23 protein-coding genes are annotated in these 23,661 nt (G+C 69.7%); 17 read left to right on the forward strand and 6 right to left on the reverse strand.

What is annotated here, in order from left to right:
• The first annotated feature begins 87 nt into the window (after positions 1-87).
• A complete protein-coding gene (locus OHA58_RS37085; protein WP_405484109.1) occupies positions 88-870 on the forward strand; it encodes a hypothetical protein in 783 nt (260 codons plus the stop codon).
• 190 nt (positions 871-1,060) lie between these two features.
• Here the strand turns inward: OHA58_RS37085 and OHA58_RS37090 are convergent, their stop codons facing one another.
• Entirely contained in the window at positions 1,061-1,792 is a 732-nt protein-coding gene (locus OHA58_RS37090; RefSeq protein WP_405484111.1) for a TioE family transcriptional regulator, read from the reverse strand.
• A gap of 69 nt (positions 1,793-1,861) precedes the next feature.
• Here OHA58_RS37090 and OHA58_RS37095 point away from each other — a divergent pair, with 69 nt between their 5' ends.
• The gene (locus OHA58_RS37095; RefSeq protein WP_405484113.1) at positions 1,862-3,064 is read left to right on the forward strand and encodes an erythromycin esterase family protein; all 1,203 of its coding nucleotides are present in this window, start codon (positions 1,862-1,864) and stop codon (positions 3,062-3,064) included.
• A 215-nt stretch (positions 3,065-3,279) separates the two neighbouring features.
• Here OHA58_RS37095 and OHA58_RS37100 read toward each other — a convergent pair whose 3' ends face one another.
• Positions 3,280-3,858, reverse strand: a complete 579-nt coding sequence (locus tag OHA58_RS37100; RefSeq protein WP_405484115.1) for a TetR/AcrR family transcriptional regulator — start codon at positions 3,856-3,858, stop codon at positions 3,280-3,282.
• A gap of 59 nt (positions 3,859-3,917) precedes the next feature.
• Here OHA58_RS37100 and OHA58_RS37105 point away from each other — a divergent pair, with 59 nt between their 5' ends.
• Positions 3,918-4,409 carry a GNAT family N-acetyltransferase gene (locus OHA58_RS37105; protein WP_405484117.1) on the forward strand — a complete coding sequence of 164 codons (492 nt, stop codon included), beginning with the start codon at positions 3,918-3,920 and terminating at the stop codon, positions 4,407-4,409.
• 7 nt (positions 4,410-4,416) lie between these two features.
• On the opposite strand, the gene OHA58_RS37110 is transcribed toward OHA58_RS37105, so the two are convergent.
• Positions 4,417-4,863, reverse strand: coding sequence for an Lrp/AsnC family transcriptional regulator (locus OHA58_RS37110; protein WP_405484119.1), 447 nt, complete (start codon positions 4,861-4,863; stop codon positions 4,417-4,419).
• Positions 4,864-5,080: 217 nt separating this feature from the next.
• On the opposite strand from OHA58_RS37110, the gene OHA58_RS37115 reads away from it, so the two are divergent.
• The gene (locus OHA58_RS37115) at positions 5,081-5,725 is read left to right on the forward strand and encodes an AzlC family ABC transporter permease (RefSeq protein ID WP_405484121.1); all 645 of its coding nucleotides are present in this window, start codon (positions 5,081-5,083) and stop codon (positions 5,723-5,725) included.
• Positions 5,718-6,047: a branched-chain amino acid transporter permease gene (locus OHA58_RS37120; protein WP_405484123.1), complete on the forward strand. Its 330-nt coding sequence runs from the start codon at positions 5,718-5,720 to the stop codon at positions 6,045-6,047. Before OHA58_RS37115 ends, OHA58_RS37120 begins: the two co-directional genes overlap by 8 nt.
• Before the next feature lie 422 nt (positions 6,048-6,469).
• Here OHA58_RS37120 and OHA58_RS37125 read toward each other — a convergent pair whose 3' ends face one another.
• Genes OHA58_RS37125 through OHA58_RS37135 form a run of 3 tightly spaced genes read right to left on the reverse strand, consistent with a single transcriptional unit; the run spans position 6,470 to position 9,588 of the window.
• Entirely contained in the window at positions 6,470-8,029 is a 1,560-nt protein-coding gene (locus tag OHA58_RS37125) for a tripartite tricarboxylate transporter permease (RefSeq protein ID WP_405484125.1), read from the reverse strand.
• Positions 8,030-8,032: 3 nt separating this feature from the next.
• Positions 8,033-8,545, reverse strand: a complete 513-nt coding sequence (locus tag OHA58_RS37130; RefSeq protein ID WP_405484127.1) for a tripartite tricarboxylate transporter TctB family protein — start codon at positions 8,543-8,545, stop codon at positions 8,033-8,035.
• Positions 8,542-9,588: a Bug family tripartite tricarboxylate transporter substrate binding protein gene (locus OHA58_RS37135; RefSeq protein ID WP_405484129.1), complete on the reverse strand. Its 1,047-nt coding sequence runs from the start codon at positions 9,586-9,588 to the stop codon at positions 8,542-8,544. Before OHA58_RS37135 ends, OHA58_RS37130 begins: the two co-directional genes overlap by 4 nt.
• Before the next feature lie 117 nt (positions 9,589-9,705).
• Between OHA58_RS37135 and OHA58_RS37140 the strand changes: the two genes are divergently transcribed.
• From OHA58_RS37140 to OHA58_RS37195, 12 genes are all read left to right on the forward strand, one after another.
• Complete coding sequence (locus tag OHA58_RS37140; RefSeq protein WP_405484131.1) at positions 9,706-10,776, forward strand: DUF5937 family protein; 1,071 nt, start codon at positions 9,706-9,708, stop codon at positions 10,774-10,776.
• A gap of 112 nt (positions 10,777-10,888) precedes the next feature.
• A complete protein-coding gene (locus OHA58_RS37145; RefSeq protein WP_405484133.1) occupies positions 10,889-11,743 on the forward strand; it encodes an alpha/beta hydrolase in 855 nt (284 codons plus the stop codon).
• Positions 11,744-12,000: 257 nt separating this feature from the next.
• Positions 12,001-13,476 carry an amidohydrolase family protein gene (locus tag OHA58_RS37150; RefSeq protein ID WP_405484135.1) on the forward strand — a complete coding sequence of 492 codons (1,476 nt, stop codon included), beginning with the start codon at positions 12,001-12,003 and terminating at the stop codon, positions 13,474-13,476.
• Positions 13,473-14,585, forward strand: coding sequence for a M20 family metallopeptidase (locus tag OHA58_RS37155; RefSeq protein ID WP_405484137.1), 1,113 nt, complete (start codon positions 13,473-13,475; stop codon positions 14,583-14,585). Before OHA58_RS37150 ends, OHA58_RS37155 begins: the two co-directional genes overlap by 4 nt.
• A gap of 130 nt (positions 14,586-14,715) precedes the next feature.
• The gene (locus OHA58_RS37160) at positions 14,716-15,567 is read left to right on the forward strand and encodes a GNAT family N-acetyltransferase (RefSeq protein ID WP_405484139.1); all 852 of its coding nucleotides are present in this window, start codon (positions 14,716-14,718) and stop codon (positions 15,565-15,567) included.
• A complete protein-coding gene (gene menC / locus OHA58_RS37165) occupies positions 15,564-16,670 on the forward strand; it encodes an o-succinylbenzoate synthase (protein WP_405484141.1) in 1,107 nt (368 codons plus the stop codon). The genes OHA58_RS37160 and menC overlap by 4 nt, the downstream gene beginning before the upstream one ends.
• Before the next feature lie 76 nt (positions 16,671-16,746).
• Positions 16,747-18,402: a PucR family transcriptional regulator gene (locus tag OHA58_RS37170; RefSeq protein ID WP_405484143.1), complete on the forward strand. Its 1,656-nt coding sequence runs from the start codon at positions 16,747-16,749 to the stop codon at positions 18,400-18,402.
• A 140-nt stretch (positions 18,403-18,542) separates the two neighbouring features.
• Positions 18,543-19,799: an MFS transporter gene (locus OHA58_RS37175; RefSeq protein ID WP_405484145.1), complete on the forward strand. Its 1,257-nt coding sequence runs from the start codon at positions 18,543-18,545 to the stop codon at positions 19,797-19,799.
• A gap of 74 nt (positions 19,800-19,873) precedes the next feature.
• The gene (locus tag OHA58_RS37180; RefSeq protein WP_405484147.1) at positions 19,874-20,767 is read left to right on the forward strand and encodes a serine hydrolase; all 894 of its coding nucleotides are present in this window, start codon (positions 19,874-19,876) and stop codon (positions 20,765-20,767) included.
• A 140-nt stretch (positions 20,768-20,907) separates the two neighbouring features.
• Positions 20,908-22,299, forward strand: a complete 1,392-nt coding sequence (locus OHA58_RS37185) for a serine hydrolase domain-containing protein (protein WP_405484149.1) — start codon at positions 20,908-20,910, stop codon at positions 22,297-22,299.
• Complete coding sequence (locus OHA58_RS37190) at positions 22,296-23,195, forward strand: serine hydrolase (RefSeq protein ID WP_405484151.1); 900 nt, start codon at positions 22,296-22,298, stop codon at positions 23,193-23,195. Before OHA58_RS37185 ends, OHA58_RS37190 begins: the two co-directional genes overlap by 4 nt.
• A gap of 156 nt (positions 23,196-23,351) precedes the next feature.
• The gene (locus OHA58_RS37195; protein ID WP_405484153.1) at positions 23,352-23,585 is read left to right on the forward strand and encodes a hypothetical protein; all 234 of its coding nucleotides are present in this window, start codon (positions 23,352-23,354) and stop codon (positions 23,583-23,585) included.
• Positions 23,586-23,661 lie beyond the last annotated feature (76 nt).

Here is a 23,661-nt window from a genome sequence, read left to right on the forward strand (position 1 = left end):
CCCGAGACCCTGGCCGCCTTCGCGGTGCGGCGGTTCGGCCCGACCGCCGCCCGCTCGGTCGCCCGTATCAAGAAGGACCACCCGGATATGGATGCGACGGGGCTCCGCGCACTGGTGATCGCCAGAGGGTGGCGTGCCACGGTGTCCGAGGGCGCCTTCGTCGGCGGCCCGTTCCTGATTTTCGTACCGGTCGCGTTCTGTGCTGCGCTGCTCCGCCAGGCCCGTACGGTCCTGGAGCTGGCCGTTCTGAAAGGCGGCGATCCCACGGCCGACGACCGCGCCGCCGAACTCCTCGTCCTCCAGGGCGTGCACGAGAGCGTCGGCCAGGCCCGGGACGCCCTCGCGGCCTGCCATCGGAAACAGGCGGCCACCGGCAAGCGATCCGCGCTGCGGCGTCCCGCTGTGCTGTGGTACCTGATCCTGCGCATGGCTCGCGTGCTGGGACTGCTCACCGCGTCCGAGCACACCGGCTGGTCACACAGGCTGGTGCAGGCAGGTCGATGGGTTCTGTTGGGGTCGGTGTTCGTGGTGGGGATCGTCGCCCCCCTGATCTGGCTGCCCTACATGGCGATGTCGTACCACCAGGCCACCACCCGATTGACAGACCGGGCCACAGCTTTCTACTTCACCGATTCCGCGCCGGTCTCGCGGCGGCGGTCGCACCTCGACCCTTCCCTGATCGCCGGCGCCGCCCGCACCCTCCTTTCCCTGCTGCTGCCGGTCGTCCTGGTCGTGGCCGCTCTCTTGACGGGCGTGCGGATCGCCGGCAGCAACTGGCCGGTCGTGGGCATCGTCCTGTTCATTGCCTCCGTCGCGGTCGGCGCAGTGTGGCACTGGCGCCGGCGCGGCCGCAGGAATTCCGGCGGATGACAGAGGGCGGGAAGCCGCCCTGGGCGCACTTGGTGCGCTCGACCCAGCTCTGCTTCTCCACCCGGGTGGCGACGCGTGTCATCCCGCCGAGGGAGATGCTGCAGGCGCCGGCCGCGAAGGACCGCCACTGGTCCTTGCTTCTCTTCGGATGCCGACCGAAGCCGTTTCTCTTCGGATGCCGACCGAAGCCTCAGCCGCGCTCGCGGAGGTACGCCTCCAGCTCTGCGGCTCCGGTCAGCATGGCCCGCCCGCGGGCGGACAGCCGGCCGTGCCAGTCGCTCAGTGCGGCCTCCAGCGGCGCAAGGCCGCCGGCCGCCCGCACCTGAGTGATCAGCGGGGCGATCTGCTCCAGCAGGTAGCCGCCCCGCCTGAGTTGATCGGCGAGCCGGGCGTCCCGTACATCGGCGTCGTCGTAGACGCGGTATCCGGTCTGCGGGTCGCGGCGTGGGCGCACCAGCCCGGCGCCCTCCCATTTGCGCAGCGTCGCGGGCCGGATTCCCAGCTTCCCGGCCAGCGGCCCGATGAACGTGCCGCCGGGCTCGGATCCCGCACCGGGCTCGGGCGCCGTGGTGGGCTCCAGGTCGCCAAGTGCGCTTTCCACGGCCTGGAGGGTCCGGCGGTCGTCGAGGAGCTGGGCGTGACTCTCGTCGATGAGGCGGAACGCCTCCTCGGCCGTGCCCTGATTTACCGCCCGCATGATCGACGTCGCCGTCCGGTGGCCGTGGCCGGGCAGCAGGGCGAGGAACGCGCGCAGGGCTCCCGCGTGCAGCGACGTATAGGTGCGGTAGCCGTGGGGTGTGCGACGGGCGGCCGGAAGGATGCCGGCCTCCTCGTAGTTCCTGATCGCCTGTGTCGACAGACCGTGCTCGCGCGCCAGATCGACCGGCCTGAGCCGCACACGGCTTTGAAGGTTTGATTCCATGAGCCCGCCAGGTCTCTGCCGATTTCGCGGAAAAGTTTCAATCGAAAGTTCAACGATAGCGTTTAAGGCATGGCTACTGACATCAAGGACACCGCCCACCCCGTTGAGGCGACTGCCGTCATGGGGCTGTTCCCGGCCCGGCCGCGGCTGCTCGCTCTGGGGGAGCCCACCCACGGTGAGGACGCTCTGCTCGAACTGCGCAACGAGCTCTTCCGGCAACTCGTGGAGCAGGAGGGCTACCGGACGATCGCGATCGAGAGCGACTGCATGATGGGCCTGGTCGTGGACGACTACGTCACCACGGGCACGGGCACCCTCGACGAAGTCATGGAGCACGGATTCAGCCACGGCTGGGGCGCGTCTGCGGCCAACCGCGAGCTCGTACGCTGGATGCGCGCCCACAACGACGGCCGACCCGCGCCCGAGCGGCTCCGCTTCGCCGGTTTCGACGGCCCGCTGGAGATCACCGGCGCCGCGAGCCCCCGGCAGGCCCTCACCGCACTGCACGGCTGCCTTTCGGCCGGGGTGGACGCAGACCTGCTTCCCTGCACGACGGAAACACTCGACCGCCTGCTCGGCGCCGACGACCGGTGGACCACTCCCGCGGCGATGACGGACCCGGCCGAGTCCGTGGGGCAGTCCGCCGAGGCGAGGGAGCTGCGGCTGCTCGCCGACGATCTGGTGGCGCTGCTCGACGAGCAGACGCCGCACATCATCACGGCGACATCGCGGGACGAATGGGACCGGGCGCGCCTGTACGGGCGCACCGCAACCGGCCTGCTGCGCTACCACTTCTGGATGGCCGACACCTCACCGAGCCGCATGACGCGGCTCGTCGGCCTGCGGGATTCGATGATGGCCGCCAACCTCCTCGTCCTCGCCGAACGGGACCCGGCACTGATCCACGCCCACAACGGTCACCTTCAGCGGGACAAGAGCTCGATGCGGATGGGCGGCCGGCTGGTGGAGTGGTGGAGCGCCGGTGCGCTCGTGAGCTCTCGTCTGGGCGAGGAGTACGCCTTCCTGGCCACGGGCCTCGGCACGATCCGGCACCAGGGGGTGGACACCCCGTCCCCGGACACCGTCGAAGGTCTCCTGTACGCGCTTCCGGAGGACCGCTACGTCGTCGACGCCCACCGCCTGGCAGCCGCCCTCGGTGGTGCACAGCCGGCTCCCCGCGTGTCCCCCTACTACGGCTACGCCCCACTCGAACCGGCCCACCTGGCCGGTTACGACGGGATCGTGTACGTCAAGGACGTCCCGCAGAGCTAGCGTCAGCAACTACCCGATCGAGGCGGCGGCGCCAACAGCCGGTTCGGCGAGCAGGCGGCCGCACGCGGCTCGGCGACCTGACGAGCAGTTCGGTTCGAACTCGACATGAACGGCCGGCTCGAACTCGACCTGGCTGCACGGCCGGTGAGGTGACCAGAGCGCGTAGCCCTGATGGCAAGACCACTGCGGCACCGCGTGACCGAGACGGGCCCTCGTCACCCCAGTGCGGCCAACTGATGGTGGACCGCCGCGGTGGTGCGCGCGGTCTCGCCCGTGGCGAGCAGGTCCAGCATCGCGCCCCGCAGGACTGCGAGTACGAGGGTGCGCTGGGTGCGAGCGGCCTTGGTGTCACGTAGCGCGGCGGGTTGGCCGGAGGCGAGCAGGGCCAGCCAGTCGCTGACCGTGTCGCGGGCGAACCCCGTCCACGGCCCGTCGGGTTCGATGAGGGAACGGGCGTAGCTCTCGACCCACAGCGTCAGCAGACCGCGGTGGGTCTCGTCGGAAAGCCATCGCCACAGCTCCCGGGCGATTGGCTGGAGCCCCACGGCCCCGTCCCGCGACTCGGCGACCTGCTGCATGTGTGCCAGTTCGTCGGCTCTGGCCCGGGCGAGCAGGGCGCGGATCAGGCCGTCCTTGCTGCCGAACAGGTAGAGCAGTACGCGCGGGCTGGAGTGGATCTCTTCGGCCAGCGGACGCAGGGACAGCTCGCCCAGGCCGCTGCGCAGGGCATAGGCGTACGCCGCTTCCAGCAGTTCCTGCCGGCGCGGGGAGGGGGTTGGTTCGGATCGGCTCACCGCGTTAGTCTACTGAAACAGTCGTTTCAGTGAGCGAAGACGCGGGAGTCGGGGTCGACATGGCAGAGCGGGAAGTGGCTATCCGGCCGCTGGGCCGATCCGGCGACCTGGGCTGGGTGGTGATGGCACACGGAGGGTTCTACGACCGGGAGTTCGGCTGGGACATCGGCTTCGAGGCGCTGGTCAGCCGGATCGTCGCCGACTACGCGGAGGGGAAGGAACCCGGTCCGCAGGCGGCCTGGATCGCCGAGGTCGACGGGGTGCGGGCCGGCTGCGTCTTCTGCGTCCGTCACGACGACCGGACGGCGAAGCTGCGCCTGCTGCTCGTCGACCCGAACGCGCGCGGCCTGGGGCTGGGAGCCCGCCTGGTCGAGGAGTGCCTGAAGTTCGCGCGGGAAGCCGGCTACGAGGCGATCACCCTGTGGACCAACGACGTGCTCGGGTCGGCCCGGCGCATCTACCAGAAGCACGGCTTCGAACTCGTCGCCGAAGAGTCCCATCACAGCTTCGGCCAGGACCTGGTCGGCCAGACCTGGCAGCGCAGTCTGTAGGAGGGCGTCAGGGGTTGGTCTTGACGTTTTTCATGGTGAGGTGGGATTCGAGCCGGAGAACGCAAGGCAGGCCGCTGAGCTTGCCGGTGAGGAAGGCTTCGTAGGCGGCGTGGTCGGCGACGGCGACGCGGAGGAAGTAGTCGGGGCGGCCGAACATGCGCCGGAACTCGATGACTTCCTCGTAGGACGAGACGGTCTCCTCGAACTCCTCGAACGTCTTGCGGTCGGTGGCGCTGACCTCCACGTCGACGAGGACTTCCAGCCCGCGGCCGAGTGCTACGGGGTCGATGACGGCCCGGTATCCGCTGATGACGCCGGCCTCCTCCAGTCGCTTGACCCGGCGCAGGCATGGGGGTGGGGTCAGGCCGACGCGTTTGGCGAGTTCGACGTTGGTGAGTCGGCCGTCCTGACTCAGATGAAACAAAATTTCACGGTCGATACGATCCACATGCATTTGATTGCCCTTTTCGGATCTCTGAGCCATTATCGGCAACCATATTAGGCCATTTCTGTCCTAATATTTCCGCATGGGAATACCTCCGTCCGCTGTCGACGACGCTTTTCGGCCTGCCACCGGAACCCCGGCCTCTGTTGCGCCCCCGCCCCCTCCATCGCTGCCGGTTCCGTCTCGGAAAGCCGCGGCGCCGGCCGCGTTCAAGGATTCCGCCTCCGTGGGCCTGGGGCTGGTGCCGCTCGGCGTCGCCTTCGGGGTTGTCGTCACCCAGTCCGGCTTGGCGTGGTGGTGGGCGAGCGCGTTCACGGCCCTCATCTACGCCGGATCGTTCGAATTCGTGCTCGTCGGCCTGGTCGCCGCGGTCGCACCGCTGGGGACCATCGCCCTGACGGCCTTCCTCGTCAACATCCGCCACATCTTCTACACGCTGTCCTTCCCGTTGCACCGTGTGAACGGGCGCCTCGCGAAGACCTACAGCACCTTCGCCCTGACTGACGAGGCATACGCCCTGACGACCGGCGAACACGCCCGATCCTGGTCAGGCCGACGCATCCTGTGGCTCCAACTGTTCATGCATCTGTACTGGGTCGGCGGCGCCACCGCAGGCGGACTACTCGGCTCACTCATCCCTGACAGCGTCACCGGCCTGGACTTCGCTCTGACCGCCCTGTTCACCGTCCTGGCCCTCGACGCGATCCGCGACCGGCACGATGACCTGCCGACTCCCGTCCTGGCTCTGCTCAGCGCACTTGCCGCCCGCCTTCTCTTCCCCGCCCAAATGCTGCCGGCCGCGTTCGCCCTTTTCACGGTCGGCCTCCTGGCCCGGCATCTCACCGCCCGCACGAGGACCAGCCATGCCTGACACCCCCTACCTGCTCGCCGCGGTCGCCGTCTCCACCGCCATCACCTGGGCCCTGCGCGCCCTGCCCTTCGCAGCCCTGGCCCCCATGCGGGCCAGCGCCACCGTCCAGTACCTCAGCACCCGCATGCCGGCCGGCGTCATGGTCATCCTGCTCGCCTACTGCCTGCGCGACCTTCCCGTGACCCAGGCACGCGCCATCGCCCCACTCGCAGCCCTGGCGGTCACCATCGGCCTGCACCTATGGCGACGCAACGCCCTGCTGAGCATCCTCGGCGGCACCGCGGTCCACGTGATCCTCGCGAGCACCGTCTTCGCGCACTGACTGCTGGGCGGATGAGTTCTGTGACTGGTGCGAATCAGTTCCAGTGAGGCCGCCATCCGAACCGGCATGCGAACGGGCCTCACCAGGGTGACCCTTGGTCGTCGCGCCCGCACGGTCATGATGCCGACCTCGGCGCTGCGCCGACGCGTCAACGTTCCGGCAGGCCAGGATGGCGGGGTGCTCGGCGCGTCCGCGGCGTACGACGGTGAAGACGCGACGTGCGCGCTGTCCGCGGGGGAGTCGGCGCAGAGTGACGGTCGGCGGCTGTCCGCCCCAGACGAGGCTCCTTCGTCCAGGCAGCATCTTGTGCTGGGCGGCTGCCGGCCGGCGACTTCAGCTGTCCGGTGAAGGCGTGCGCGACTCGGCGCGGACCTGTTTCCGCCAGTCACGGCCCTGCCGCCCCAAGTCGGGGGCGGCAGGGCTCATCGTGGCGCAGCATTGCCGGCATGGTGGCTGCCTTCGGGCACTGTCACATCGGCCTCGCCGTCATCCGGTGCCGGTTTGCGGATGAGTCGCATCAACAGCGGGCCGATCAGGGCGAGGGCAGCCAGCGCAAGGATGGCTGTCGAGAGGGGGCGGGTGACGAAGACGGTCCAGTCGCCCTCGGCGAGGGTGAGGGCGCGGCGGAACTGGGTCTCGGTCAGGGGTCCGAGGACAGCACCGAGGACCAGAGGGGCCACGGGGTATCCGGTGCGGCGCATCAGGAAGCCAAGGATGCCGAAGGCGAGGGCGATGCCCAGGTCGAACTGGTTCTGGGAGAGGGCGTAGACGCCGAGCGCAGCGAAGAGCAGGATTCCGGCGGTGAGCAGGGGGCGTTCGATCTTCAGGATCTTCACCCAGAGCGGGATCATCGGCAGGTTCAGGGCGAGGAGCACCACGTTGCCGATGTAGAGGCTGGCGATCAGTGTCCATACCAGCGTCGGCTGGGTCTCGAAGAGTTGCGGTCCGGGCTGGACGTTGTACATCTGGAAGGCGATGAGCAGCATGGAAGCGGTCGCCGAGGTGGGGATGCCGAGGGTGAGCAGCGGGACGAGGACACCGGAGAAGGCGGCGTTGTTGGCGGCTTCCGGGCCGGCGACGCCTTCGATAGCACCGCTGCCGAACTGCTTTTTGTGCTTGGAGAGTCGGCGTTCCAGGTTGTAGCTGAGGAACGTGGGAATCTCCGCGCCGCCGGCCGGGAGCGCACCGATGGGCAGGCCGAGGGCGGTGCCGCGCAGCCAGGGCTTCCAGGAGCGTCGCCAGTCGTCGCGGGTCATGCCGACGCGGCCGCGCAGCGGCAGCGGATCGGGGTCGGGCGCCCGGCGCAGCCGCGCCGCGGTGTACAGGGCTTCGGCGATGGCGAAGAGGCCGACGGCGACGGCCACCAGGGCGATTCCGTCGAAGAGTTCGGGGATGCCGAAGGCGTAGCGAGCCTGACCGGTGAGGCTGTCGATGCCCACAAGGCCGATGGCGAGCCCCAGGAAGAGGCTGCACAATCCGCGCAGCGGGGCCTCGGCCACGACCGCGGTGACGGTGACGAAGGCGAGCACCATGACCGCGAAGTACTCGGCGGGCTGAATGTGTTCGGCGATGGCGGAGAAGGCGGGCCCGGCGAAGGTGATGCCGACGGTGGAGATCGTGCCGGCGACGAAGGAGCCGATGGCGGCGGTGGCGAGGGCCGCGCCGGCCCGGCCCGCACGGGCCATCGGGAAGCCCTCGAGGGTGGTGGGAACGGAGGCCGTCTCGCCAGGCACGTTGAGGAGGATCGCGGTGGTCGAGCCGCCGTACATGCCTCCGTAATAGATGCCGGCGAAGAGCACGAGCGCGCCGACGGGGTCGACGACGTAGGTGACGGGCAGGAGCAGGGCGACGGTGGTGGCGGGGCCGAGTCCGGGCAGTACACCGACCAGGGACCCGAGCAGGCAGCCGGCGAAGGCGAGCAGCAGGTGCACCGGACTGAAGGCGTTGGCGAATCCGTCGCCGAGGTGGGAGAGCACGTCCATGGGTCAGAACGCCAATCGCAGGTAGCCGGGCGGGAGATGGATGCCGAGGAGCCGGTCGAAGAGCAGATACGCGGTCATGGCGAGGGCGAGTCCGATGAGCAGGTCGCGCACGGTGCGGCGGCTGCCGAGGACACGGGCGACGACAGCGAACAGGACCGTGCTGGTCTGCCAGTAGCCGAAGAACTCGAGGGTCAGGCAGTACGCGGCGAGAGCGGCGACCAGCAGGCCGACCGGACGCCACTCGGTGACCCTGGCTTCCTCGCGGGCCGCGCCGTCCTGGGTGGGGTCGGTGCCGCGGAAGCACTGCACGGCGTTGAGGGCGGCGACGACGGTGAGCCCGGCGCCGACCAGGAGGGGGAAGGCGCGCGGGCCGACGTCGGTGCCTTCGGAGAGGGCGGCGTCGGGGATGGCGAAGGCGAAGGCCAGCACGGCGAATCCGGCGGCGAGGAGGGCGGCGGCCGTGATCCGGGGCGCGAGCGGACGCTTGTTGTCGGGGACGGGTGCGGGTGTGGTCATCCGAGTCCGACCTCTTTCAGGACACCGCCGACCTGGCCACGCTGACGGTGGATCAGATCGCTGAACTTCTTGCCGGGGAGCCAGACCGCGCCCCAGTCGTTCTCGCGCAGGGTGCGCTTCCAGCAGTCGGTGTGGCGCATCTTGTCGATGAGTGCGACGACCGCGCGCTGTTCGGTGCGGTTGAGCCCGGGCGGGGCCATCACGCCGCCGATGGCGTTCACGGCGTCCTTGCCGTAGCCGAGGTGTTCCAGTGTGGGCGGCGATCCGAGGTCTTTCGGTGACTCCCCGCCGCTGACCGCGAGGATGCGCAGCTTTCCGGCCTCGACCTGGGGGCGGATCTCGGAGAGCGTGGAGAGCCCTGCTGTGGCGACACCGCTGAGCAGCATGTTGAGGACCTCGCCCCCGCCGCCGGTGGGCACGTACGTGACCTTGTCGGGGATCACATGCGCGGATTCGGCGAGCGAGGCGACGGTGATGTGGTCCGGGCCGCCGAGCGACCCGCCGACCCACTTCGTGCCACGCGGGTTCTTCGCCATCGCCCGCATCAGGGAGGCGAAGTCGCGGTACGACGAGCGGGCGGGTACGACGATCGCGGTGGTGGAGACGGTGAGGCCGGCGATCGGGGTGAGCTGGGTGAGGGAAACCGGCGAGTGGTTCTGGATCTCACCGCCGAGGAGGGTGACAGTGTCCATGGTCATCAGCTGGTACGGGTCGTCGGCACGGCCCGCCATCCGGGCCAGGCCGATGGTTCCGGCGGCGCCGGGGGCGTTGGACACGGTGACGTCCTGACCGGTGATCCCACACTTGTTCAGGGCCGAACCGATGCCACGGGCACGGGAGTCGAAGCCGCCGCCGACACTCCCGGGGGCGAGGATCGCCAACCCCCGGGCGGGGTAGTCCTCGACGGTGGCGCCGGAGTCGACCGGGCCGAACGCGCAGCCGCCGAGAGCGGCGGTGAGCACGATGGCCAACAGGGCGAACAGCGCCGGTCGGCGCGGGCCGGGCGGGCGGGGGACCGGCCTGGGGGGAAGGAACGGGGACATGAGGGAGCTCCAGCGCGGAGGTGCGGATACGGGGAGGGTGCCGGGGGATCCTGCGTGCCCCGGCGTCGCGGGAGCAAGAGGATTGACAGTAAGCGATCAATCCTTGAGGGTCGGCGGATGCCCGTTGTGATCGAACCCGGTCCTGATCCGGACCGTGCCGTGGCTCCGCGGCTCTCCCCGCTCGCCGAACTCTGCGCCTGTCTGCACGCCCTGCAGACACCTGGTCACCATCCGGCCAGTCGCCGTTGGGTGGACGCGGTACGGCAGGACGCCGACCCCGCCCTTCTCGCCCGGGCCGCCGCGCTGTCGCCGCTGTGGAGCGCTTTCCGGGCCCGCTATCTGCTGCCGTTGTCGGCGGGCGCCGAGCGCTCCCTCGAGGAGGAGATCGCTGACATTGTCACCCTGGATCTGGAGCAGTTCACCGGGATGACGGCGCAGGCGCTGCTCGGGAAGAACTCGCCGCGGCCCGGGGCACCGCTGAAGGAACCGGACCGGTTCCTATCGCGGCTGCGGCAGCATGCCGCGGAGCGGTTCACGCTGGGCGCTCGGCTGCTGTCCGACCCCGAGGGGCTGCGTGACACGGTCACCGGGTTCCTCGCCGCGGCGGGCGAGGAGTGGTTCGGCGCGGAGTGGGAGCGGCTGGCCGGGCCGCTGCGGGCGGAGGTCAGGGGCCGGTTCGCGGAGCACCGGCACGACGGTGTGGCGGTGCTCGCCTCGTTCCCGAGCGCGCGGCTGCTGGCAGATCCGCCGCGGATCGAGTTCGAGAAGCTGTACCAGGCACGGGTGCCGCTGGCCGGCACGGACTGCCTACTGACGCCGTCCCTGCACGTCAACCCGCATCTGGCGATCAAGCACTATCCCGGCTTTCCCGTGGTGGTGCAGTATCCCGTGCGCGGCCCCGGCAGCGCGGGCCCGCCCTCCCTCGACCTGGTGCGGCACCGCATCAAAGCCCTTCAGGAACCACTCCGGATCGACCTGTGCCACACCTTGCTGCGTGAGCCGATGACCACGACCGAACTCGCCGAGCAGTACGAGATGACACCCCCGCAGATGTCCCGGCACCTGCGTCGCCTGCGGGAGGCGGGGATCGTGGTCACGCACCGCCGCGGCGCCCAGGTCCACTACCAGCTGGACCAGGAGGCGGTCCGCACCCTGGGCCATGACCTGCTCGCGGCCCTGCAGCGCTGAACCCGTCCTCGTACCAGGAAGATTGACGTACGGGAGGCAATCTTCTTGAGCCGCCCGCTCCCCGTGGCGAGGGTGAGCGGGACCGCACCACGAAGATCGAGGTCCACGCCCCATGACAAGCACCCCTGCCATCACGGCCGCCGCCCGTACCAAGACCACCACCGCCTTCTACGTCACCGGCGCCACCACGCAGTTCGCCTCCCGCTACGACCAGCGGCTCTCGTACTGTCTCTACGTCCCGTCCGCGCACGAGACGGCCACCGAGCCGCTCCCCCTGCTCGTGATGCAGCACGGCACCGGCCGCACCGGGCCCCAGTACCGGGACGCGATGGCCGAGTTCGCCGAGGAGCATGGCATCGTCGTGCTCGCCCCGCTCTTCCCCGCCGGGCTCGGCGACGATCCCGACGACCTCCACAACTTCAAGTTCATCGCGCACCAGGGCATCCGCTTCGACCTGGCGCTGCTCGCGATCGTCGACGAGGCCGCGGAGCGGGTTCACATCGACACCTCGCGGTTCGTGCTGCACGGCTTCTCCGGCGGCGGCCAGTTCGCTCACCGGTTCCTGCTGCTGCATCCGGACCGGCTCGCCGGAGTCTCCATCGGCGCCCCGGGCAGGGTCACGCTGATCGATCCGGAGCGGGAGTGGTGGCTGGGCACCAAGGGGTTCGCCGAACGGTTCGGCGAGCCCGTCGACCTGGACCTGGTCCGCGGGGTTCCGGTGCACATGGTGATCGGCGCCGAGGACACCGAGACCTGGGAGATCAACAACCCGGGCGACTCCAACTGGATGGACGGTGCGGACGACGTCGGCCGCACCCGCGTCGAACGCATCTCGGCACTGCGTGACAACTACCGCGCCCACGGGATCGATGTCGCCTTCGATGTCGTACCCGGGCTCGGTCACGACGGCATGGGCGTGTTGGAGCAGGTCCGGGTTTTCGCCGCCCGTGTGCTGCGGGCCGAATAGCGAGCACACGGGTATTCAACTCCCGGCTGAACACCTCACATCCCCGCCGGCGCGGCCGTCGCCTTGGTGCAGGCACTGTCCTCCTAGGCCTCGCTGCCTGGAGAAGAAGCAGCATTTCGTGCCGCGTTCGTCGGGGTGTATGAACAGGCCGCCACGGATTCGTCGGCATGGACCAACAGCGGTGCCTGATCCCCCTCCTAGGGTCGCACCGGAGACCAGCAGGTGCTCCAGTGCGTCCTCGACGAGGAGACGAAGGCATGCAGACACTTTTGCGTGGCGGCCGTGTCATTGATCCGGGAACAAGGTTCGACGGCATCGCCGACGTCCTCGTGTCCGACGGCGTGGTCAGGGCTGTCGCCGCAGGGCTCGACGCGCCACCGGGATGCGAGGTCGTCGATGTCACGGGGTTGGTCGTCGGTCCGGGGTTCGTCGACCTGCACAGCCACGTGCACTCCATCGCGGGGCAGCGGCTGCAGGCCATGGACGGTGTGACGACCGCCCTCGACCTGGAATCGGGCCTCATGCCCATCGGGCGTGCGTACGCCGAGGCCGCCGCCGACGGACGCCCGCTGCACTACGGCTTCTCCGCCTCGTGGGGTGGCGCCAGGGCCCAGGTGCTCGCCGGTATCCAGCCCGACGCACAGATCGGGAGCGGCCTCGCGGTGCTGGGAAACCACGCATGGCAGCGCTCCTCCACCGATCGCGAACTCGCCGAGTGGCTGGCCCTGATCGAGGGTGACCTGGCCGCCGGAGCGCTCGGCATCGGAGTCCTCCTCGGGTACGCGCCCCACAGTGAGCCGGCCGAGTTCCTCGCCGTCGCCCGGCTTGCCGCGAAGGCCGGTGTGCCGACGTACACCCACGTCCGTGAGCTGGTCGAGGTGGATCCCGGCACTCCGGCAGACGGCTCCGAGGAGATCGCCATCGCCGCGGCCGAGACCGGCGCCGCGATGCACCACTGCCACGTCAACAGCACGTCGGGCCACCACATCGACCGGGTACTCCGCGCGTTGGACGGTTCACGGCGGTCGGGGTCCCGGGTGACGGTCGAGGCCTACCCGTACGGGGCGGGCAGCACCGCGATCGGTGCGGCCTTCCTCGACGCCGAACGGCTTCGGATGAAGGGCCTGTCCCCGTCGAGCGTGGTGATGCTCGAATCGGGGGAACGCATCGCCGACGCGGGGCGCCTGCGGCAGTTGCGCAACAGTGACCCCGGGGCGCCCTGCATTCTGGAGTTCCTCGACGAGGGCAACCCGCGCGATCTCTCGATGCTGCACCAGGCGTTGGCCTTCCCGGACGCGATCGTCGCCAGCGACGCGATGCCGGTCTACTGGCCCGACGGCAGCAACGACAGCACCGAGTGGCCGCTGCCGCCCGGGGGAACGACGCACCCGCGCACCGCGGGGACGTTCACCAAGACGCTGCGCGTGATGGTGCGGGAGAGCGGCGCCTGGGACTGGCCGGAGGCGTTCCGGCGCTGTGCCCACCTGCCGGCGCGAGTCCTCGACGACGTGGCGCCGGGAGCTCGGGCGAAGGGACACCTCGGCGTCGGTGCGGACGCCGACATCGTCGTACTGGACCCCGTGGCGATCACCGATTGCGCGACCTACTTCGACTCCACGCGGCCGTCCGTGGGCGTGCGGCACTTGTTCGTCGGTGGTGTCCCGGTGGTCAGTGCGGGGGAGCTTCAGGTCGAGGCGCTTGCCGGACAGCCGCTGCGAGGTGAGCCGCGATGACGGCGACGCGCGCCGAAGTGACGGTGGAGGCGCTTCTCGCCGACATCGAGCCCCTGGTGCGGTGCGAGTCGCCGTCGTCCGACCACGAAGCCGTCGCCCGCAGCGCAGACGTCGTGGCGGTGCTGGGGCGCAGGCTGCTGGACGCGGAACCGGATCGCGTGGTGATCGACGGATGTACGCATCTGAGGTGGCGGTTCGGCGAGGCGCCGCGTGTGCTGCTGCTCGGACACCACGACACGGTGTGGCCCACCGGATCGCTGGAGACGCACCCGTATTCCGTCCTGGACGGAGTGCTGCGCGGGCCGGGCTGCTTCGACATGAAGGCGGGCGTCGTGATGGCGCTGCATGCCGCCGCGGCCGCCGGGAACCGGTCGGGTCTTTCGGTCCTCGTCACCGGTGACGAGGAGATCGGCTCCCCGTCGTCGCGGCGCCTGATCGAGGAAGAGGCTCGCGGTTGCGACGCGGTCTTCGTGCTGGAGGCATCGGCCGACGGCGGAGCGCTCAAGTGCCGCCGAAAGGGCGTCTCCCTGTACCGGATCGACGCGGACGGCCGGGCCGCGCACGCCGGGCTCGAACCGGAGAAGGGGGTGAACGCCGGGGTGGAGGTGGCGCACCAGATCCTCGCCGTCGCCGCACTTGCCGATGCCGAGCGGGGTACGACCGTCGTGCCGACGGCACTGTCCGCCGGCACCACCACCAACACCGTTCCCGCCCATGCCGGCGTGGCGGTCGACGTGCGTGTGTGGGACGAGGCGGAGCAGCGGCGGGTAGATCAGGCCGTGCGGGATCTCCGGCCCGTACTCGACGGCTCGCGGATCCGGATCTCGGGTGGCATCAACCGCCCGCCGCTGCAGGAGGACGCGTCCTCGGGGCTGTTCGACCTCGCCGCAACGCTCGCTGGCGAACTCGGCCTCGGAAATCTCACCGCCGCCGCTGTCGGCGGTGCCTCGGACGGGAACTTCACCGCAGGCCTCGGGGTCCCCACCCTGGACGGCCTCGGCGCTGTGGGCGGCGGTGCGCACGCGGACGACGAACACGTCGTCGTCGCCGAACTGCCGCGGCGCACCGCCCTGCTGACCGCCCTGATCGACGCCGTGTTGGCGAAATGAGCTCCGTGCGCCACGACGAACGCGGCGGACAACCCTGGTGCGGCACCACGGTGGCCCGCCCGGTAAGCCCGGAAAGGACAGTCCCGTGACCGATCTTGCGACACATGAGTCAGGTCTGGTTTCCCCGGCCGTGAGCGCGGCCGCGCTGGCCGCCGCGACCGCTGCGGCCGCCTCCTCGCGTGTGGAAATCCGGGACCTGACCGAGGTGTCCGACCTGACCGAGGTCTGCCGGCTCTTCGCGTCGATCTGGCGGCCGGGCGCCGGTGCCCAACCGGTGACGACCGAGCTGCTGCGGGCGATGGCTGCGGCAGGGAACTACGTCGCGGGAGCGTATGAAGGGGACGAGCTTCTGGGAGCCTGCCTCGGCTTCTTCGGCAGCCCGGCCAAGGCGAGCCTGCACAGTCACATCGCCGGGGTTGCGCCGCGAGGCCTCGGCCGGGGGATCGGGTTCGCCCTCAAACTGCACCAGCGCGCCTGGGCGTTGCGCCAGCACGTCTCGCTGATCACTTGGACGTTCGATCCCCTGGTGCGGCGGAACGCGCATTTCAACCTGGCCAAACTCGGCGCCGATCCCGCGCGCTACCTGCCCGACTTCTACGGGCCGATGCGCGACGGCATCAACGGCTCGGGTGACACCGATCGGCTGATGGTCCGTTGGGACCTGTCGGGCCCGGCGGCCTCCGCCGCTTCGCTCGGTGAGCCCGCCCGGGTCGACGCCGCCGCGCTGCGAGAGCGCGGTGCGGCAGCTGCCCTGTCCGTAGCACTTGACGGGGGCCCGCTGACCGCAGTGGCCGACGAGCCGGTCGTGCTGGTCGGCGTGCCGCCGGACATCGAGACACTCCGGCGCACGGACACGGGTCAGGGCCAGGCGTGGCGCGTCGCGCTGCGGGAGGTGTTGGGAGGCCTGATGGCGGAGGAAGCCAGGGTCATCGGATTCGATCGTGCCGGCTGGTACGTGGTCTCAAGGGAGAAGTTGTCATGAAGCCCAGTGGTGTGGAACTTCTGCGTGTCCAGATGCCGTTGGTGGCACCGTTCCGGACGTCGTTCGGCACGCAGAACGTACGGGAACTGCTGCTCGTACGCGTCGTGACGCCGAACAATGAGGGCTGGGGCGAGTGCGTCACCATGGGAGGGCCGCTCTACTCCTCGGAATACGTCGACGGCGCCGAACACGTGCTGCGGAACTTCCTGGTCCCGGCCTTGATGGAGGCGGGCGAGGTCACCGCGAGCCAAGTCGCGCCCCGCTTGGCCAGGTTCAAGGGTCACCGGATGGCGAAGGCCGCGCTCGAAATGGCCGTGCTCGACGCCGAACTCCGAGCACACGACCTGTCCTTCGCCGCCGCGCTCGGGTCCACCCGGGACTCCGTTCCGTGCGGGGTCTCGGTCGGCATCATGGACTCCGTCCCCCAACTCCTGGATGTCGTGGGCGGCTATCTCGACGCAGGCTATGTGCGGATCAAGCTGAAGATCGAACCCGGTTGGGACGTCGAGCCGGTGCGAGCGGTGAGGGAGCGCTTCGGTGACGATGTGCTGCTGCAGGTCGACGCCAACACGGCGTACACGCTGTCCGACCTGTCCCAGCTCGCCCGTCTGGACCCCTTCGAGCTCCTCCTCATCGAGCAGCCCCTGGACGAGGAGGACCTCCTGGGCCACGCCGAGCTGGCGCGTCGCATCCGCACGCCGGTCTGCCTCGACGAGTCGATCGTGTCCGCCCGTGCGGCTGCCGACGCGATCACGCTCGGCGCCTGTCACATCGTGAACATCAAGCCCGGCCGGGTCGGCGGATACCTCGAGGCACGGCGGGTGCACGACGTCTGCGCCGCCCATGGGATCCCCGTGTGGTGCGGTGGCATGATCGAGACCGGGCTCGGGCGTGCGGCCAATGTCGCGCTCGCCTCGCTGCCCGGGTTCACCCTGCCCGGAGACACGTCGGCGTCGGACCGGTTCTACCGGACCGACATCACCGAACCGTTCGTCCTGAAGGACGGACACCTGCGTGTGCCCCAGGGGCCGGGCCTCGGTGTCACGCCGATTCCCGACCTGCTGGCGGAGGTCACCACCTCGACGGTGTGGCTCGGTTCGTAGCACGCGACGAATTCGCCGTGAAATCCAGTCGGATCGGACCAACAGGTTCTGGTGCGGCCGGAGTTACCTTTGGGCGGTGCTGACACCGACGTCTGGCAAGCCACACACAAGCCTGGCGCGCGTTCTCGACGACCTCGGGGACGTGTTGCTGGAGTCGATCTCCGGCGGCGGGAGCACGCGCCGGCAACTGAGCGGCGTAGTCATCCACGACCCGCTCGACGAGGCGCAGTTCCCCGCGCGGGCCGTCGTCCTGGGTGTGGGCGTCCACGAACCGGACGACGTGGTCCGTCTCCTGTACGACCTCGGCCGCAAGGGCGCGGCGGCGCTCGTGGTCCGGTCACCGTTCACCGCGACCGGGGAAATCCGGCGGGCCGCCGACGAGTCCGGCGTCGCCCTGCTCGGACTCACCCGCGGAGCCTCCTGGGCGCAGGTCGCCGCCATGCTCCGCACCCTGCTCGTCGAGGGAGACATCGGCGACATCTCACCGCAGACGCTGGGCGGCATGCCGTCGGGCGACCTGTTCGCGCTGGCCAACGCGGTGGCCGCGCTCCTGGACGCGCCGGTCACCATCGAAGACCGCAGCTCACGGGTGCTCGCCTTCTCCGGCCGCCAGGACGAGGCCGACCAGTCCCGCGTGGAGACGATCCTGGGCCGCCAGGTACCGGAACGGTTCACCCTCGGCCTGGCGCGCAACGGCGTCTTCGAGCGACTTCATCGCGGCCATGCGCCCGTGTATGTCGATCCGCTCCACGACGAGTCGATGACCGTTCCCCGGGTGGCGCTCGCGGTGCGGGCCGGCGACGAGATCCTCGGCTCGATCTGGGCGGCGGTGCCCGGGCCCTTGTCCAAGGAGCGTACGCAGGCGCTGATCGACGCCGGCAAGCTCGTCGCGCTCCACATGTTGCGCCTGCGTGCGGGCGCCGATGTCGAACGCCGGTTGCGGGCCGACCTGGTGAGCACCGCGCTCGAAGGCGGCACCGGGGCACCGGAGGCGATTGCGCGGCTCGGGCTCGTGGGACAGCCCGCGATCGTGCTGGCCCTGGGTCTGTTCGGCGGTTCGGACGCCGATCCGTCGACGGAGGGAGGTCTGCGCCGGGTCGCGGACCGCCAGCGGGTCGCGGACGCGCTGGCCATGCACCTGAGTGCGGTCCAGGCGCGCTCGGCCGTGGCGCTGGTGGGCGACGTGGCCTACGGCATCGTGCCGATGCCGGGGAGCCAGGCGGACTGCCAGGAGCGGTCGATCCGCGTCGCGTCGACATTCCTCGAGCGCACCGGGCAGCGCGTGGACGCGGCGATCGGCATCGGCCCGCCCGCTCTTGACGGCTCCGTACTCAGCCGCTCGCGTGACGGCGCGGACCGGGCGCTGCGGGTGCTGCTCGCCAACGGGGGCGCCCGGCGCGTAGCCACGGCGGAGGAGGTCCACGTGGACGCACTCATGCTGGACCTCGCCGATCTGGCCGCCGCGCGCGGGGACGTGGCGACCGGCCCCGTCGCCCGCCTGCTCGACTACGACGCCCGGCACCAGTCGCAGCTCGTCCACACGCTCTCGTGCTGGCTGGACGCCTTCGGCGACGTGGCCGCCGCGTCCGCCGCGGCGTACGTGCACCCCAACACCTTCCGGTACCGGCTGCGACGGGTCGCAGAGGTTGGTGAGATCAACCTCGACGACCCCGGCGAGCGGTTCGCGGCGATGCTGCAACTCCGGCTCCACCCGGCCCACCACCACGAGTAGAAGCCGGACGCCGCAACGAGACAACGTTCGTCCGCACCGCCCGAACACCATCTGAAGGTTTGTGGAACTCCACGAACCCGCTGCGTCACCTGATGTCCAGGATGGGCCATCAACCCCGACGCAGCGTTACGGAGGTAGCCATGACGGCGGTGGTCACCGAGGACACCTGGACACCGAAGCGGGTCAACCGGACAGCAACGATCACGATGGTGGTCATGCTGTGCGCCTGGTCGATCGACTACATCGACCGCTTCTCCATCAGCATGGCTCTGCCGTCGATCGGAGAGGAGTTCCATCTAGGCAAGACGGCACAGGGCTCGCTCGTCACCGTCTTCGCGCTGGTCTACATGATCTGCCAGATACCGGCGGGCTTCCTGGCCGATCGGTACGGCTCCCGTAAACCGATGCTGATCACGCTCGTGCTGTGGTCGCTGTTCACCGCTCTGACCGGGATGGCCGGTACCTTCGGTCTTCTCCTGCTGTTCCGTGGCCTCTTCGGTGCCTGTCAGGGCGCCTTCCCGGCGGCGTCGTTCAAAGCCATCGCGGAACGGACGACACCGGAGAGACGGGGGACCGCCACGAGCGTGATGCTTTCCGCCAGCGGGATCGCCGGCCTTGCACCCCTGCTCGTAGCCCCGCTGCTGACGGGCATCGGCTGGAGGCACACCTTCCTCTGGTTGGCGGGTTGCGGCGCGGCCATCGGCATCGGTTTGTGGGCGCTCCTGCCCAAGGCATTGCCGGACCGGCTCAGCCGGCTCCCGCAAACGACGGTGACGACGCCCGAAGTCTCGCGCGCACAAGTACTCAAGTCCCCGGCGGTGTGGAAGTTCGCGGTGCTGTTCTGCGCGATGAACATGCTCAGCTACGGCCTGGTCACCTGGGTGCCCAGCTATCTGCTCGAGGCCAGACACCTGTCGCTGAACGAGACCGGCGTGCTGTCGGCGATCCCGAGTCTGGTGGGCTTCGCGACGACCATCTTCGGCGGCTGGCTGTTCGACCGGTACTTCCATGACAAGGCCAGGTGGTACCTGATGTCCATCGCGACGGTGACCGCGGTCCTGCTCGTCCTGATGGTGTCGGCGGGCAGCGCGGCGACATTCACTCTCTACGAGACGTTGGCCGTCGGAGTGTTCGGGATGGCGACGATGTGCGTCTTCGGCCTTCCGCTGCGGGTGCTTCCCACGGCGGTGGCCGGCCTCGGCTCCGGGATGACGAACTTCGGCGGCCAGGTCGCCGGAGTGATCGCGCCGCTGGCGATGGGCTGGCTGGCGGACGCGTTCTCCTACACCGCCGCGTTCGGCTTCCTGATCTGCACCACGCTGCTCACCGCGGTGATCGCGTTCTGGGTCCCGCAGCGAGCCGAACAGTTCAACTTCCCGTCGACCGGCACCAAGTAGTCGGCCGGCGCACCCAGCAGGCAGATCCAGTCCGGACAGGGATTCCACACCCGACAGACTGAAGGGATCACCCCATGGTCACCGAATCGGAACTGGTCGAGACGATCACCGGCCGGGCGGCGGAAGTCGGCGTCCAGGTATGGCTGCACGCGGCCGATCTGGACAGCCCACGACAGGTGGGCATCGACGCCGAGGAGCCGGTGGTCACCGCGTCCGTGTTCAAGGTTCCCGTAGCGGTGGAACTGGCGCGGCAGGCGGCCGACGGTGAACTCGACCTCGCCGAGCGGATCACGGTGCCACCGGGACATCCGACCGCCGGTCCGTACGGCCTCGCGACGTTCCGACACGACGTCACGATGTCCTGGTACGACCTGGCGGTCCTGATGATCGGCATCAGCGACAACGTCGCCACGGACCTGATCCTCAAGAAGGTGGGCAAGGCCACGGTCGCCGAGACGCTGCGGCGGCTCGACCTCCCGCACACGGCCGTCCCCCACGACTGCGGGGAGCTGTTGCGCACGATCGGGGAGGACCTCGGGATCGACTACCAGGACGACGAACGGATCCTGGCCGCGTTGCCGGCCGAACAACTCACCAAGCTGCGGGCGTTGACACCTGAAGAGACCTGCCGGACCACCGCCGCAGAAAGCACCCGCCTGCTGGGCCTGATCTGGCGTGACGAAGCAGCGCCCGCGGCGGCGTGCGCCGACGTCCGGCGCTGGCTGGAACTGCAGGTGTGGCCGCACCGGCTGCGCTCCGGCTTCGCGGACGACGAGGTCAGGATCGGCGGCAAGACCGGCACGCTGCCCTCGCTGCGCAACGAGATCGGCGTGGTGGAGTACCCGGACGGTGGCCGGTACGCGGTCGGCGTCTTCACCAGGGCCGTCGACGCCCGTTCGAGAGTTCCCGAGCGTGACGCCTTCATCGGGTTCGCCGCCGCCCGGGCGGTGGACTGGCTCAGGCCGTAACCCATACCGGCGGCCGGGTGTTTCGTCGGCCGCGATGAAGGTTTCGCCAATTCTCGTCGTTTCTCACGAATCGGTCATGAGGGCGCAGGTCATACCCTCCCGGAATCACCCGTTCTCCCTCGCCGAGACAAGAGGTGCACATGTCCGAACTCAATGAACTCTGTGGCTGGTTGGAAAGTCGTCTTCCCGAGTTGCTGGCCGAGTACAAGGTGCCGGCCGCGTCGATCGCCGTATACGCACACGGCGAGATGATCGACCGTGCGGCCGGGGTGCTGAACAAGAACACCGGCGTCGAGGCCACTACGGATTCCGTCTTCCAGATCGGTTCGATCACCAAGGTCTGGACGACCACGCTGGCGATGCAGCTCGTCGACGAGGGCGCGCTCGACATCGACGCGCCGGTCCGGGCGTACCTGCCCGAATTCGCCGTCGGGGACGAGACGGCCTCCGCGAAGATCACCGTCCGCCAACTGATGTGCCACAGCTCGGGGTTCGAGGGCGACATCTTCCTCGACACCGGACGCGGCGACGACGCGGTGCACAAGCTCGTCACCCTTCTCGCCGAAGTGCCCCAGCTGTTCGCACCGGGCGAGATGTTCTCGTACAACAACGCGGCCTTCTGTGTACTCGGTCGCATCGTCGAGGTGCTGCGCGACAAGTCGTACGACGACTGCCTGCGCGACCACCTGTGCACGCCGATGGGGCTGACCCACGTCGCCCCCAGCCCGTACGAGGCCGTCAGGTTCCGTGCCGCGTCGGGGCACCTCACGCCGGAGCAGGGCGCCGAGCCGCAGCCCGCGCACGTCTGGGCACTGCCCCGGTCGAACGCGCCCGCCGGATCGATGCTGGCGATGCGGCCGCGGGACCTGCTGACGTTCGCGCGGATGCATCTCGACGGGGGCAGAGGGCCCGACGGGACGGCGGTACTCTCGCCGGAGAGCGCGCTCGCCATGCGGCACCGCGAGGTGGAACTGCCGGATCTCGGTCTGATGGGCGAGGCCTGGGGACTGGGCTGGTCGCTCTTCGACTGGCCCGGCGGCGCGGTGGTCGGCCACGACGGAGGCACGCTCGGCCAGTCAGCCTTCCTGCGTGTGGCTCCCGAACACGACATCGCGGTGGCACTGCTGACCAACGGCGGCAACCCGCTCCCTCTGTACGTCGAACTCGTCGGACGCGTGCTGCGAGAGCTCGCCGGCATAGAGATGCCGGCGCCCCCGGTGCCGCACACCGAAGCCCCGAGCGTCGAGACAGCGAGGTTCGTGGGGGTGTACTCGTCGTCCGTCAGCGACACCGTGGTCAGCGAGGACGCCGACGGCCGGCTGTGGGTCGAGCGGACCCCGAAGGGGGTGTTCGCCGAGCTCGACGGCGGTCCGCCGGAAAGGATCGAACTGGTTGCGTACGAGGGCGACAAGCTGATCCCGGCGAAGCCGCAGCACGGCATGCACACGGTGCACGCGTTCGTCGGAGACGACGGGAACGGGCGGGCGCAGTTCCTGCACACCGGCCGGGCCGATCGGCGGGTGAGCCGGTGAATGCCGTCGCTGACGAGATCACCGCGGTCTTCGCCGAGGCAGGTGCACAAGGGTTCCTGCACGCCCGTGAAGTCGGCGTGACCGACGGCCCCGAGGTCGCCGTCGGCGCGGACGCCCCGGTGGTCCTGGCGTCGGTGTTCAAGATCCCGGTCGCGGTCGCCTACGCCCGCGAGGTGGCCGCCGGGCGGCTGGACGAGGCCGAACGGACACGGGTCACCGCGCGCTACCGCATCGGAGGGATCGGCACGGCCGGGTGCGCCGACGACGTGGAGATGAGCTGGCGCGACCTGGTGCTGTTCATGTTGACCATGAGCGACAACGCCGCCACCGACGTCGTGTTCCACCGGGTCGGACAGGCCGCCGTGGACCTGGTGCTCACCGACCTCGGCCTGTCCCGAACGCGTGTCCGCGGCTGCTGCGAGGACCTGTTCGCGTCGTTGCTGTCCGACCTCGGTGTCGGCGAAGACGGCGACGTGGAGGCCGCGCTCGCCGCGGCCACCCCGGAACAGCTGTGGAAGCTGGAGGTGCTCGACCCGGCCAGGACGACGTCGTCCACTCCGCGGGAGATCACCCTGCTGCTAGACGCGATCTGGACCGACCGCGCGGCCGATCCCGGGGCGTGCGAGAAGGTCCGCGCGATCATGGGACGGCAGATCTGGCCGCACCGGATCTCGTGCGGCCTCGACACCGGGGTCCAGGTGGCGGCCAAGACGGGCACGCTTCCCGCGGTCCGCAATGAAGCAGGTGTGCTGACCTACCCGGACGGCAGGCAGTACGCCGTCGCGGTGTTCACCCGCGCGGACTCCCTGGAGGACCGCCGGCCTGCTGTCGATGCCTCGATCGGCAGGGCCGCCCGGCTCGCTGTGGATCATCTCCGCCATGGAGTGACGTCGTGAGGCGACCGGTCGTGCTGCTCGGCGCGCTGGCGCTGACGGTGCGCGTGCGGGGGAGTCTCGCAGTCCACGCAGGGGCGGACTGCACACCAGAAACTGGCGGACGGCAGGACCTTCACGCAGGCGATCGCGTCCGACCCCGGCAGCCGCGACCCGCAGATGACGGTCCTCTCGGTCGCCATCCAGACCGACCGCTACCTCTACGACTCGCTGCTCAACGTCGACTCTGCCAGAAAGCCGGTGACGGGGCTGGCGGACAAGTGGCGGGCCACGACGACGAAAGCCACCTTCAGCCTGCGGCGCGGCATCATCTGTGCCGACGGCTCGCCGCTGACCGCAGCCGACGTCGCAGCGAACATCAACTTCGTGGGCGACCCGGCGAAAAGCCCGTGACCGAGGTGGTCCGCCCAGGTCGTGCCTGACAAAGGTCCTGCGAAGCTTCGGCGTCCGAGGCTGGTGGAGGGGGCAT

The sequence above is a fragment of the Streptomyces sp. NBC_00009 genome (genome assembly GCF_045040855.1).
Taxonomy (GTDB): domain Bacteria; phylum Actinomycetota; class Actinomycetes; order Streptomycetales; family Streptomycetaceae; genus Streptomyces; species Streptomyces aureus.

Bases quoted from the DNA above. Each gene is read 5' to 3' on its own strand.
- OHA58_RS37085 (WP_405484109.1), top strand. From the start codon at position 88: ATGGATGCGACGGGGCTCCGCGCACTGGTGATCGCCAGAGGGTGGCGT.
- OHA58_RS37090 (WP_405484111.1), bottom strand. From the start codon at position 1,792: ATGGAATCAAACCTTCAAAGCCGTGTGCGGCTCAGGCCGGTCGATCTG.
- OHA58_RS37095 (WP_405484113.1), top strand. From the start codon at position 1,862: ATGGCTACTGACATCAAGGACACCGCCCACCCCGTTGAGGCGACTGCC.
- OHA58_RS37105 (WP_405484117.1), top strand. From the start codon at position 3,918: ATGGCAGAGCGGGAAGTGGCTATCCGGCCGCTGGGCCGATCCGGCGAC.
- OHA58_RS37110 (WP_405484119.1), bottom strand. From the start codon at position 4,863: ATGCATGTGGATCGTATCGACCGTGAAATTTTGTTTCATCTGAGTCAG.
- OHA58_RS37120 (WP_405484123.1), top strand. From the start codon at position 5,718: ATGCCTGACACCCCCTACCTGCTCGCCGCGGTCGCCGTCTCCACCGCC.
- OHA58_RS37125 (WP_405484125.1), bottom strand. From the start codon at position 8,029: ATGGACGTGCTCTCCCACCTCGGCGACGGATTCGCCAACGCCTTCAGT.
- OHA58_RS37130 (WP_405484127.1), bottom strand. From the start codon at position 8,545: ATGACCACACCCGCACCCGTCCCCGACAACAAGCGTCCGCTCGCGCCC.
- OHA58_RS37135 (WP_405484129.1), bottom strand. From the start codon at position 9,588: ATGTCCCCGTTCCTTCCCCCCAGGCCGGTCCCCCGCCCGCCCGGCCCG.
- OHA58_RS37140 (WP_405484131.1), top strand. From the start codon at position 9,706: ATGCCCGTTGTGATCGAACCCGGTCCTGATCCGGACCGTGCCGTGGCT.
- OHA58_RS37145 (WP_405484133.1), top strand. From the start codon at position 10,889: ATGACAAGCACCCCTGCCATCACGGCCGCCGCCCGTACCAAGACCACC.
- OHA58_RS37150 (WP_405484135.1), top strand. From the start codon at position 12,001: ATGCAGACACTTTTGCGTGGCGGCCGTGTCATTGATCCGGGAACAAGG.
- OHA58_RS37155 (WP_405484137.1), top strand. From the start codon at position 13,473: ATGACGGCGACGCGCGCCGAAGTGACGGTGGAGGCGCTTCTCGCCGAC.
- menC (WP_405484141.1), top strand. From the start codon at position 15,564: ATGAAGCCCAGTGGTGTGGAACTTCTGCGTGTCCAGATGCCGTTGGTG.
- OHA58_RS37175 (WP_405484145.1), top strand. From the start codon at position 18,543: ATGACGGCGGTGGTCACCGAGGACACCTGGACACCGAAGCGGGTCAAC.
- OHA58_RS37180 (WP_405484147.1), top strand. From the start codon at position 19,874: ATGGTCACCGAATCGGAACTGGTCGAGACGATCACCGGCCGGGCGGCG.
- OHA58_RS37185 (WP_405484149.1), top strand. From the start codon at position 20,908: ATGTCCGAACTCAATGAACTCTGTGGCTGGTTGGAAAGTCGTCTTCCC.
- OHA58_RS37195 (WP_405484153.1), top strand. From the start codon at position 23,352: ATGACGGTCCTCTCGGTCGCCATCCAGACCGACCGCTACCTCTACGAC.